The following is a 12,093-nucleotide window of genomic DNA, read 5'->3' on the forward strand; positions in this document are numbered from 1 at the left end:
TTTACAGCCAACTGACCAGGCAATCCATGATCAGATCAATGCTAATCAGGGTACGCCTCAGGGCACGCCTATCACCGGTGATGAGAATGACCCGCTGACGGTATTCTCGATATCGCGTGATACTAACGTTGAAACTGCGAACCTGTGGGGTTGGGAGCTGGCAGCGCAGCACATGTTCGGTGAAACCGGCTTTGGTGTGCAGGCTAACGCCACGCTGGTATACGGTGACGTTGAGGCTGACGTAAACGCTATCGGTTACCAGTTTGCCCTGCCTGGCCTGAGTGACTCTGCCAATATGTCGCTGATTTATGAAAACTACGGCTTGTCTATGCGTATTTCATACAACTGGCGTGATGAGTTCCTGTCAGGCTTTGACCAGCACTCGGCACCGGTATTTACTGAAGCTTACGGCCAGTGGGACTTTAACGTAAATTACGCGGTCACCGACAACCTGACAGTATTTGTTGAAGGCCTGAACATTACTGAAGAAACGCAGCGTACTTATGTTCGCTTTAAAGAGCAGTTCCTGCGTGGTTACCAGTATGGCGCCCGTTACAATTTAGGCGTACGTTACACCTTCTAAGCATTGGCGCAGTTTGCTACGCTAAAAAGCCGCTGACACCAGCGGCTTTTTGTTAGCCGGGCGCGTTACTACATTGACAGGAGTTGCTATGGCACAGCATGCCGTACTGGACAACATCAGCCATAAACACATCAGAATTATCAGCCAGCGTGGCGCCGGTTACGGCGACAATGTCAGCCTGACCAGCGCCTTTATCAGCGAGTTTATGCAGCTGCAAAGCTGGTATCCGCTGTTTTTCCGCCACAACAGTGACAACAACAGTTATGAACCGGTGGCATTACTCGGCCTAAAACCGGGGCAGAATCTGTTTTTACAGCCGCAAGGCTGGCAGGCGGGTTATGTGCCCCTGAGTATGCAGCGGCAACCGTTTTTAATCGGCTTTCAGCAACAGGTCGAAAACGGCGTACCGCAGCAGGTGCCGGTGGTGTGCATCGACTTAGAGCATCCGCGCGTCAGCCAGACAGAGGGTGAGCCGGTGTTTCTGCCCGACGGCGGCAACAGCCCGTTGTTACAACAGGCCACCGCCGTATTGCAACAAATTCAGCACGGCCATCAGCAAAACCAGGCTTTCTGCCAGACCCTGACAGAGCTGGAGTTACTGCAAAGTACCACGCTGGAGCTGAGTTACCACGGCGCTGTGCATAAGCTGACCGGGCTGCACAGTGTGGCGACTGACAAACTGAATAAGTTAACGGCAGAACAACTGCAGTTGCTGCAGCACCAGGGCTATTTGCAGGCACTGTATCTGATGCAGGCGTCTACCGGTAATATTGCCAAGCTGCTGAGTAAGATGGAAACCCAGCCTGCCTGAGACTGCGCGGGCGACAGAGGCTGATTGACGATGCAGAGCATTGAACAGATAGATTGCGACAGCAACTTTGCACTTAGCACGCAGCTGAGCGGGCGTACCACACCGTTGGTGCTGCGTAATCTGGTAAGGCACTGGCCGCTGGTGCAGCAGGCGAAACAGTCTGATCAGGCTGTAGCTGATTATCTGCGCAGCCTGTATCCGGGCGTGCCGGTGCAGGCATTTTTTGCCGAGCCGGAAGCTAAAGGGCGGTTTTTTTATAATGCCGATATGACGGGTTTTAACTTCAGCCAGCGCCAAACCCGGTTAGATACGGTGCTCGACGGTATTCTGCAGCATAGCGGCTGTAGCGATGCACCGGTATTTTACATGGGTTCGACCACCGCTGACTATTGCACGCCTGGCCTGACCGCACAGAACCCGCTGCAACTGGATGGAATAACGCCCCTGATAAGTTTATGGCTGGGTAACCGCAGCCATGTGGTAGCGCATTACGACGTGCCGGATAATATTGCCTGTGTCGGCGCCGGTAAGCGGCGTTTTACAGTGTTTGCGCCACAGCAGCTGGCTAACCTGTATCCGGGGCCACTCGATTTTACCCCGGCCGGGCAGCCGGTCAGTATGGTAGATGCACGCCAACCCGATTTCGCGCGCTATCCGAAATACCGTGATGCGCTGCAGCATGCGCTGGTTGCTGAACTTGAGCCTGGGGACGCTATTTTTATTCCGTCTATGTGGTGGCATCAGGTGGAAGGATTAAGCGAGCTGAATGTGCTGGTCAATTACTGGTGGCGCCAAACGCCGTCGTACTGCGGTTTGCCAACAGATGCCTTGCTACATGCGATGTTGAGTATCCGCGATTTGCCGCCGGCACAGCGGCAAATCTGGCAGCAACAATTTGAGCATTATGTGTTTAACGCCAACGACCAGACCAGCGCTCACTTGTCTGCAGAAAAACGCGGTGTGCTGGCGCCGATGCTGGAGCACACGGCCCGCAAGCTTCGGGCAATGCTGCTTAACCGGCTAAACCGTTAGCGCTGATAAACCCGCACATAGTCTATTTGCAGGCTTTGCGGGTAAGCACTGGTATCAACGCCGGTTTCATTCACCTTGCCCGCCCAGTTGCCACCAACGGCTAAATTTAGCAGCAGATGAAAGCGCTGATCAAAAGGCGCATGCGGCCCTATATCATCGCGGCTGTAACTGGCGGCAGTATACCAGTCGCTGCTGCGTTGGGTGGCGTATAATACATCGTCAACATACCAGCGAATTTCGCCGGCTTCCCATTCAATAGCATAAGTATAAAACGCATCTGAGGGGCTTTTGCCATCGCGCAGCTTGTAGCTCTTACCGCTGTAAACATTATCCGGCGGCAGTTTGCCGTAATGCAGGGTACCGTGCACGCGGCGCTCGCGCTCGTCGGCCAGCGCACTGGGCTCGTCAGATACGGTGCCCAGGTTCACAGCTTCCATAATGTCGATTTCGCCTGACAACGGCCAGCTGCCGTAATGCCAGTCAGTTGGCAGCATCCAGATCGCCGGCCAGCTGCCCTGCCCGCGTGGCAATTTGGCGCGGATTTCAAAGCGGCCATACAGCCAGTTGCCCTTGCCTTTACTGCGCAGCCTGGCCGAGGTATACGGCTGGGTTTTGCGCTGATGCGGGCTATGCGCCGGATCATCTTCGTTCAGTGCAGCACCGGTGTAAGTTTCCTTGCGGGCAACAATATGCAGGATGCCGTTTTCAACGTAGGCATTTTCACGCCGGTTGGTGTAGCACTGCAGTTCATTGTTACCGCCACCCTGACAGTTTTGCTCAAAACCCCATTTGGTTGAATCTATGCTGTTGCCGTCAAATTCGTCCTGCCATACCAGTTGCCAGCCCGGCTCAGTTGCTTGCTCTGCCGGTGCGGGTTGTTCGCTTGGCTGTTCTGTAGCCGGTGGTGCCAGCTGACAGCCAGCAAGAACACTACAGGTAAACAACGACAGAAGCTGACGGCGCATAGGTTAGTCTCCGCTACAGGACATATTGGCAGTTTCTGCAGATGCAGGCACCAGCCGGATATCGGCCAAGCTTAACACTAACGGGGCGGCACTGGTCAACGACACGGGTGTGAATATTTGGCTGAAATCCGCTCCGGCGCGGCCAAAGCAGGCTAAATCTACACTCAGTGTTTGCCAGCTGTCATCAGCCATCGCCTGCAGTTGCGGCGCAATGTTTAGTGCACTGTCACAGCTTTGGGCGCAATCCATGCCCAGCATAACGTTATCCGGCACCTCACCCGTGCGTTTCAGCTGCAGTACCAGTGCGGCTGAGGCCTCCTGATAAGAGCGTAAATCGGCCGGGAAGGCACTGCTCAGGCTTACCTTCGCCGGGCCACTGAAACTGAGGCGGCGGGCATCTTCCTGCACGGCTTTGTCGAAGGTGCGTACGGCAATATTGCCCAGTTGCTCCACGCTGCTGTTCATCGCTTTGCTGCTGCCATCGCTGTGCAGCATCAATTGGTACGGTGGTTTCACTGCGCGTTCAAACAGCACCAGATCCTGCAGGTTCTGGCTGGCTTCCACCTGTTCCGGCAATGTATTGCTCAGCGTGCTGGCATCGCCGTAGCGCAGGCCAAAGCCATACGGTAGCAGCGGCTGGTAGCTGACATCGCCCCGGTTAACGATTTGCTGTGGCGTGGCAGGCCAGCTGAACGATAATTTGCCGTGGAAGTCTTTATTCACACTGCCATCTGCGTTGGCGACGATCACGTCCGCTATCGCCGCACCTTCACTACCTGGCAGCCAGATAGCGACAAAGGCGTCAGATGCATTCAGCTCCGGGTTAACCCACATTGGCCGGCCGCTGATAAACAGCGAAACCACTTTAACGCCGTCTGCTTTGAGCTTTTTCAGCAGGGCTAAATCGGTTTTATTGCCGCGCTGATACTCTAAGTTATCCAGGTCACCATTGCCTTCGGCATAGGGCTGTTCACCAAATACCACGACGGCAACATCAGGCTTGCTGTTGTAGCTGCCATCCGTGCTCAGCTCAGTGCTGCCACCTGCTGCGGCAACGGCCTGTGCAATACCGGCATAGACTGAACTGCCACCGGGGAAGTCGCTGTTGCTGTTGCCGGTACCTTGCCAGCTGATGGTCCAGCCGCCGGATTGCATACCGATATTATCAGCACCGATACCGGTCACCAGAATATGTTGTTTCGGGTTAAGCGGCAGTGTTGCGTCGTTATTTTTCAGTAACACCAGCGATTGCTGCACGGCCTGGCGCGCTACAGCGCGGTGTTCGCTTGAGCCAATCAATTCGGTTTTGCCCGATAATGGCCGCTTAGCCGGGCTGGGTTTATCAAATAAGCCAGCGCGCAGTTTTACCCGTAAAATGCGCCGCACAGCATCATCAATCCGGCTTAGTGGTATCTGGCCGCTTTCGGTCTGGGCCAGCAGGTTTTCATACAGCGGTTTCCAGGCTGGTGTTGGCACCATATACACATCAAGCCCGGCCAGTGCTGCCTGGGCACAGTTGTCGTTGCTGCAGCCAGGGATCTGGCCGTGGCCATTCCAGTCGCCGACAACAAAGCCGTCGAAGCCCATACGATCTTTTAATACGTCGGTGAGTAAATACTTACTGCCGTGAATTTTTTCGCCATGCCAGCTGTTAAACGATGCCATTACGCTTTGTGCACCGGCTTGTAAGCCGCCGACATAACCCTGAGCATGGATGCGGAATAAGTCTTGCTCGCTGGCGATATTATCACCCTGATCGTCACCGCCTTCAGTGCCGCCATCGCCGAGGAAGTGCTTAACGGTACTGATGACGCGCTGCTCGCCGAGAAAATCTTTATCGGCGGCGCCCTGTAAACCGGTAACGATAGCCGCAGCGTAGTCGTGCACGATGTCCGGATCTTCCGAATAACCTTCGTAGGTGCGGCCCCAGCGGTCATCGCGCACCACTGCTACCGTAGGTGCGAATACCCAGTCGATACCGGTTACCATCACTTCACGCGCAGTCACTGCTGCGATCTGCTCAATTAACGCCGGGTTATTTGCTGCGCCCAAGCCTATATTATGCGGAAATAAGGTCGCGCCGATCACATTATTGTGGCCGTGTACCGCATCGGTACCCCACATGGTTGGAATGCGGCTGCCGTCGAGGCTGTCGTCAATTGATGCCTGATACATGGCCTCGGCCAGCGCTATCCAGTCTGCCGGGGTGGCATGTTTGTTGTTGTCCGGAAAAGCTCCACCGCCATTGAGGTAGGAGCCAAAACCATATTTACGCATGTCTTCAACGGTAATATCGCGGATTTCCGGCTGGATCATCTGGGCTATTTTTTGTGCCAGAGTCATATCTGCCAGCATATCGCTGATACGCTGCTCCATAGCCGGATCCTGTGCTACCGGCAATGTCAGCTCTGGCCAGACAGCAGCTGCTTTGCCAGAGGGTTCAGTCTGCTCCGTCGGTGCCTTGGCACAGGCGTTTAATACCAGCGCGCAGCTGATACTTAATGCAGAAAGTTGCAGGCGAAATGTCATCCGGTTCTCCTTAAGCGACGTTGCGGGGTTTGCTGCCGACAGCGCCATACCAGGCAATATAGACATAACAAAGTAGCGGAATAATAAAGGCCAGTTGCACGCTGACAGCATCTGCCAGTGCGGCTTGTGCCAACGGTAGTACTGCGCCGCCAACAATGGCCAGACACAAAATACCTGAACCCTGGCTGGTATGCTGTTTCAGGCCGTGAATGGCCAGGCTGAAAATAGTCGGGAACATAATGGAATTACACAGACCCACCAGCAAGATGGCGAACATGGCCAGACTGCCGCCGGTAGCAATAGTAATGGCAAGTAAAATCACCGCACAGACAGCGTTAAATGCCAGCACTTTACCCGGCGCCAGATGTTGCATTACCACAGCACCGATAAAGCGCCCGGCCATAGCGCCGCCAAAATACCAGGCAATATAGTGTGACGCCGTTTGGGCTTCCAGCGCGCCGATATCAGGTTGGGTAATAAAACTGATCAAAAAGCTGCCGATGCCCACTTCGGCCCCCACATAAACAAAAATACCCAGCGCCCCCAGTACCAGATGGCGGTACTGCCAGGCGGCACCGGTAACGGTGATGCTGGCGTCTTTTTTGCCCAGTTTAGGCAGGCGTAAAAAGGCAAAAATCATAGCCATCACAATAAGCGCTGCTGCCAGCAGTAAATACGGCAATTGTACGGTCGACTCGGTCACTTCACCGGGTGTCGGCGCCTGCATACCGCCGAAAATCAGCCAGGCGCCGAAAAACGGTGCCACTGTGGTACCCAGTGAGTTAAAGGCTTGCGTCATGGTTAAGCGGCTGGATGCTGTTTCCGGCTTGCCCAGTACGCTGACATAAGGGTTAGCGGCAACCTGCAGTATGGTTATACCGGAAGCAAGGACAAATAATGCCAGCAAGAACAGCGGGTAATAGTGTGCTGCGGCAGCCGGATAAAACAGTAAACAACCGGCGCCGGCAATCAGCAGGCCGGTGACAATACCGGATTGGTAACCAATGCGGCTGACCAGCATACCTGCCGGTACTGACACCACAAAGTAGGCACTGAAAAAGCAAAACTGGATCAGCAGCGCCTGGGTATAGTTCAGATCAAACAGGCCTTTAAGGTAAGGCACCAGAATGTCGTTCAGACAGGTGATAAAGCCCCACATAAAAAACAGTGTGGTCAGAGATGTCAGAGCAAAGCGGTAGTTACTCTGAGATGCTGCGGCCTCTGGTGCGGCGTCGCTGATTATTGGTGTTGCTGCCATCTTGCCCCCCGGCGATAAATGTTTTTCATTGACGGCTGCAATTGTGCCGTCTAGTATTATGTAAGCGCTTTCATTTATAGCATATATCACGCTGTTGGCAATCATTTTATCGCTCAGCAGCCCATAACAGCCTGACCAGAAGATAGTACAGCCAATGAAAATTACCTTAGCCGACAGCTCTCCTTTGCTTAACCCTGAATTTATATTTGGCGTGGCCACAGCGTCGTTTCAGATTGAAGGCGCGGCCGACAGCCGGGAACCCTGTATCTGGGATACTTTTTGTGCACAGCCGGGCCGGATTAAAGATGGTTCAGACGGTCTGACAGCCTGTGATCATGTGGCACGCTGGCGCGAAGATGTGGAGCTGATTGCCGCGCTGGGTGTCGATGCTTACCGCTTTTCGGTGGCCTGGGGCCGGGTTATCCGAGCAGATGGCAGCATTAATCAGGCCGGGCTGGATTTCTACATTCAGCTGCTCGACGCACTGAAAGCGCGCAATATTAAAGCCTTTGTCACGCTGTATCACTGGGATTTACCACAGTATTTGCAGGATGAAGGCGGCTGGCTGAACCGTGCTACCGCGTATAAATTTGCCGAGTATGCTGACATCGTATCGCGGGCATTCGGTGACCGGGTGCATTCCTATGCCACGCTGAACGAACCGTTCTGCAGTGCCTACTTAAGCTATGAAGCCGGTATTCATGCCCCCGGCGTGCAAAACCGCCAGCATGGCCGTCAGGTTGCGCATCATTTATTGCTGGCGCATGGTTTAGCAATGCCGGTACTGCAGAAAAATGCCCCGGCAGCATTAAATGGCATAGTGCTGAACTTCAGCCCCTGCCATCCGGCCAGCGATAGTGAAGCCGATATTCGTGCAGCTGACATGGCTGACCAGTACCATAACCAATGGTATATCCAACCCTTGATGGAAGCGCGTTACCCTGAGCTGTTGCAGCAATTACCGGCATCAGAGCAACCGGTGATTGCTGAGGGTGATATGGCTATTATTGCCCAGCCGCTGGATTTTCTCGGCGTAAATTACTACACCCGCACCGTGTACCGTGCCAATACAAAAGGCTGGTTCAGCGATGTACCGCCAACAACGCCACCACTGACCGATATGGGCTGGGAAATTTACCCACAGGGTCTGACTGAAGTGTTGCTGGCAATGCACCAGCGTTATAACCTGCCACCGGTGTATATCACCGAAAATGGTGCAGCTATGCCAGACACTCTGCAGCATAATCAGGTGGCAGATCTACGGCGCGTTGCTTACTTTGAACAGCATTTACAGGCCACCGCCGATGCCATTACCGCCGGTATGCGGATCGACGGTTATTTTGCCTGGAGCCTGATGGATAACTTCGAATGGGCGGAAGGCTATGCCAAACGTTTTGGCATAGTGTATGTCGATTACGTCACGCAGCAGCGCACATTGAAAGCCAGCGCCATAGCACTGCGCGATTTATTTGCTAACCGGCGCGCTAAGCAGTAACAGCAGAAAGATAATAATAAACAGGATTTGACGGGGATAGCATGCTAACAAAGCGGGAGAAAGTGGCCTACGGCCTGGGCGATACCGCCAGCAATATCGTGTTTCAGACGGTAATGCTGTTTTTAACCTTCTTTTACACCGATATCTTCGGTATTTCGCCGGCGGTGGTTGGCACGATGTTTTTGCTGGTACGGATTATTGATGCGGTAACCGACCCGTTAATGGGCGCACTGGCCGACAAAACCCAAAGCCGGCATGGTAAATACCGGCCTTATCTGCTGTGGCTGGCGCTACCTTTTGCGCTGTGCAGTGTGCTGGCGTTTACCACGCCGGATTTATCGGCCAATGGCAAAGTTATTTATGCGTTTGCCACTTACACTCTGCTGATGCTGGCGTATACCGCGATCAATATTCCTTACTCGGCGTTGGGTGGCGTATTAACCGCTGATCCGACCGAGCGGGTGTCGGTGCAGTCATACCGTTTTGTGTTCGGCATGCTGGGCGGCTTGCTGGTGACCGCCTGCACCCTGCCGCTGGTTAACTTTTTTGGCAACGGTGACAATGCCAAGGGCTACCAGCTGACTATTGTTGCCATGAGTGCGCTGGGCCTGCTGCTGTTTTTACTGTGTTTTGCCGGTACCCGTGAACGGGTGAATGCGCCGGTGGATCAACAGCTGACACTAAAACGCAGCTTTGCATCGCTGTGGCAAAACGATCAGTGGCGGGTATTGTGTGTGGCGGCATTTTTTCTGCTGACCGGCATGGTGTTGCGCACGACGCTGGCTATTTATTACGTAAAGTATTTTCTGGGCCGTGAAGATCTGATCACGATGTTTGTCACGCTCGGTATGGTGGGCAATATTGCCGGTTGTGCAGCTGCGCAGTGGCTGAGCCGTTATGTCGATAAAGTAAATGCGTATATCGGCCTGCAGCTGATTGCTGCGCTTATCAGTGCGCTCAGTTTCTTTGTTGGCGCTGCACAACTGGAACTGGCGTTTGCGCTGTATTTCCTCTGGGGCTTCTTTTTACAAATGGCCACGCCGCTACTGTGGGCTAAAATGGCCGACACTGTTGACTATGGCCACTATAAAACCGGTATCCGTATTACCGGTCTGGTGTATTCGTCTATCGTGTTCTTTATCAAACTGGGGCTGGCACTGGGTGGTGCGCTGGCGGGCTGGTTACTGGCGTTTTATCAGTATCAGGCCGACAGTGTACAAACTGCAGCAACGCAACAGGGCATTTTACTCAGCTTCACGGTGCTACCCGCTATCGGTTCGGTGCTGGTTGCGCTGGTGATGAGCCGTTACCGGCTGCGCAGCAATACCGTGCTGGATATTCATCAGCAGTTGCAGCAGCGTGCTGGTGAAACGGCGCCGGAGCATGCTAGAGTAAATGCCTGAATCTATTAAGACAGGCAGGCAATGGCAACCATTTACCAAGTTTCAGAGCTGGCAGGCGTATCGTTAGCCACAGTGTCGCGGGTGATGAATAACAACGCCCGCGTCAGCGAAGCCACCCGCAACAAAGTGCTGGATGCTATGGCTCAACTGGGCTACCGGCCCAACTCTATTGCGCAGTCACTGGCGTCAAACCGCTCAAACAGCGTCGGCATTCTGGTATCCGAGCTGCACGGCCCGTTTTATGGTGAAATGTTAAGCGGCATTGAGAACGAATGCCGCGCGGCCGGCAAGCACGTTATTATTGCCGCAGGCCACAGTGAAGCTGAAAGCGAAAAAGACGGCATTGAGTTTTTAATCAGCCGTAACTGTGACGCCCTCATTCTGCATGTTGAAGCGGTATCGGATGACTACCTGATCAAACTGGCTGGCGGTAAATTACCGATAGTGCTGATCAACCGCTACATCGCCAAACTGGCCGATAACTGTATCAGCCTGGATAACGAACTGGGCGGCTATCTGGCAACCCAACAGCTATTACAGCAGGGCCATACCCAGCTGGCCTATATTGCCGGGCCAATGTGGAAAAGTGACGCTAAAGACCGTTATGCCGGGCACTTGCGTGCTATGGCTGAGCATGGCCTGACATTTAACCCGGCCCTGTTGGCTGAGGGGGATTTTCGCGACAGCGGCGGCAGCGCCTGTATGCAGCGGCTGCTGGCCACCAAGCTGCCTTTTACTGCCCTGGTCTGCGCGAACGATGAAATGGCCGCCGGCGCAATGGAAGTGGCACGCGAACAGGGGCTGCAGGTACCGCAGGACTTATCGATAGTGGGTTTTGATAACCTGATCCTGGCGCGTTACATTTATCCTAAACTGACCACTATTGACTATCCTATCGGCGAAATGGGCCGTATGGCTGCACGCTGGGTGCTGAAAAACATCTATCAGCAGCAGGCTCTGCAGTTGAAAAATGTGTTTGAACCGGCTCTGGTCTGCCGCGACTCGGCCTGTAGCTTATAACCTCAGCACCAGGCTGTACCCGGCATTAATAACTGCACGCCGCCGGCCTGCCAGCCCCACCAGGCGGCAGCCAGCATCAGGGCCAGTAGCAAATACAGCAGTTTTATCAGGTGTTTTTTCATGCTGTTGCCGTTTTCAACGTTGCGCTTTGCTCTTTTACCGGCAGATTAAGCAAAGCGGCTATGATGCTTAAGCCTATCGCTATCTGCCAGACTAAATCATAGTTACCGGTTTTGTCATACACATAGCCGCCAAACCAGCCGCCCAGAAAGGCGCCTAACTGGTGAAACAAAAACACTATACCGCCCAGCATCGATAAATAACGCACGCCAAAAATACTGGCGACAGTGCCGTTGGTCAGTGGCACGGTCGAGAGCCAGAGTAAACCCATGGCCATACCAAACAGGTAAGCACTCCAGTTCGTCAGTGGTAACAGTAAAAACGCGACAATCACCACTGCCCGCAGCGCATACAAGGCACTTAGCAACAGTGGCTTGGATAAACGCGCGCCCAAAGCGCCGGCGATGTAGGTACCAAAGATGTTAAACAGGCCGATAAGCGCCAGCACAGTAGTGCCAACCGCAGGCGCCAACTGCTGATCCACCAGATAGGCCGGCAGGTGAATACCGATAAATACCACCTGAAAACCGCAGACAAAAAAGCCCAGCGACAACAGCCAGAAACCTTTGTGCGCCACGGCTTGTCGTAGTGCCTGTTCAATGCTTTGTTCAGGCCCGGTGTGTGTGTGCATATCCGGTGCACGCAGCATCAGCGCCAGTGGCAAAATAAGCAGCGCCAGCATACCCAGCGCAGTCAGGGCTGCTGCCCAGCCTAGCTGGGTGATCAGTGCCAGTGTGCCAGGCAGCATAATAAACTGGCCAAAAGAGCCGGCGGCACTGGCTATGCCCATCGCCATACTGCGTTTTTCCACCGGCACGGCGCGGCCAATCGCGCCCAGAATAATGGTAAAAGAGGTGCCGGACAGCGCCAGACCAAT

At 54.0% G+C, this 12,093-nt stretch carries 10 protein-coding genes; 6 read left to right on the forward strand and 4 right to left on the reverse strand.

Features of this window, described 5'->3' with window-relative positions; translation table 11 throughout:
• The 3 genes from VIN66_RS01550 to VIN66_RS01560 form a co-directional block, all read left to right on the forward strand.
• A partial coding sequence (locus tag VIN66_RS01550) for a TonB-dependent receptor domain-containing protein (RefSeq protein WP_331922355.1) occupies positions 1–583 on the forward strand: 583 nt, incomplete at its 5' end.
• An 88-nt stretch (positions 584–671) separates the two neighbouring features.
• Complete coding sequence (locus VIN66_RS01555) at positions 672–1,394, forward strand: SapC family protein (protein WP_331922356.1); 723 nt, start codon at positions 672–674, stop codon at positions 1,392–1,394.
• Positions 1,395–1,424: 30 nt separating this feature from the next.
• On the forward strand, positions 1,425–2,426 hold the full coding sequence (locus VIN66_RS01560; protein WP_331922357.1) for a cupin-like domain-containing protein: 1,002 nt from the start codon (positions 1,425–1,427) through the stop codon (positions 2,424–2,426).
• On the opposite strand, the gene VIN66_RS01565 is transcribed toward VIN66_RS01560, so the two are convergent.
• Genes VIN66_RS01565 through VIN66_RS01575 form a run of 3 tightly spaced genes read right to left on the reverse strand, consistent with a single transcriptional unit; the run spans position 2,423 to position 7,178 of the window.
• Positions 2,423–3,391, reverse strand: a complete 969-nt coding sequence (locus VIN66_RS01565; protein WP_331922358.1) for a glycoside hydrolase family 16 protein — start codon at positions 3,389–3,391, stop codon at positions 2,423–2,425. The genes VIN66_RS01560 and VIN66_RS01565 overlap by 4 nt on opposite strands.
• A gap of 3 nt (positions 3,392–3,394) precedes the next feature.
• Complete coding sequence (locus VIN66_RS01570) at positions 3,395–5,920, reverse strand: glycoside hydrolase family 3 protein (protein ID WP_331922359.1); 2,526 nt, start codon at positions 5,918–5,920, stop codon at positions 3,395–3,397.
• A gap of 10 nt (positions 5,921–5,930) precedes the next feature.
• Entirely contained in the window at positions 5,931–7,178 is a 1,248-nt protein-coding gene (locus tag VIN66_RS01575) for a sugar MFS transporter (RefSeq protein WP_226766088.1), read from the reverse strand.
• A 154-nt stretch (positions 7,179–7,332) separates the two neighbouring features.
• On the opposite strand from VIN66_RS01575, the gene VIN66_RS01580 reads away from it, so the two are divergent.
• The 3 genes from VIN66_RS01580 to VIN66_RS01590 are packed head-to-tail and all read left to right on the forward strand — an operon-like array spanning position 7,333 to position 11,096.
• A complete protein-coding gene (locus VIN66_RS01580) occupies positions 7,333–8,673 on the forward strand; it encodes a GH1 family beta-glucosidase (RefSeq protein WP_331922360.1) in 1,341 nt (446 codons plus the stop codon).
• 41 nt (positions 8,674–8,714) lie between these two features.
• On the forward strand, positions 8,715–10,076 hold the full coding sequence (locus VIN66_RS01585) for an MFS transporter (RefSeq protein ID WP_331922361.1): 1,362 nt from the start codon (positions 8,715–8,717) through the stop codon (positions 10,074–10,076).
• Positions 10,077–10,097: 21 nt separating this feature from the next.
• Positions 10,098–11,096 (forward strand): LacI family DNA-binding transcriptional regulator, encoded by a 999-nt coding sequence (locus VIN66_RS01590; protein WP_226766091.1) that lies wholly within the window; start codon positions 10,098–10,100, stop codon positions 11,094–11,096.
• Positions 11,097–11,214: 118 nt separating this feature from the next.
• Here the strand turns inward: VIN66_RS01590 and VIN66_RS01595 are convergent.
• Positions 11,215–12,093, reverse strand: an 879-nt coding sequence (locus tag VIN66_RS01595; protein ID WP_331922362.1) for an MFS transporter, incomplete at its 5' end; no start/stop codon positions are given.

Origin of the sequence: Rheinheimera sp. (assembly GCF_036568245.1) — a bacterium.
In the GTDB taxonomy this organism is placed as follows: Bacteria; Pseudomonadota; Gammaproteobacteria; order Enterobacterales; family Alteromonadaceae; genus Alishewanella.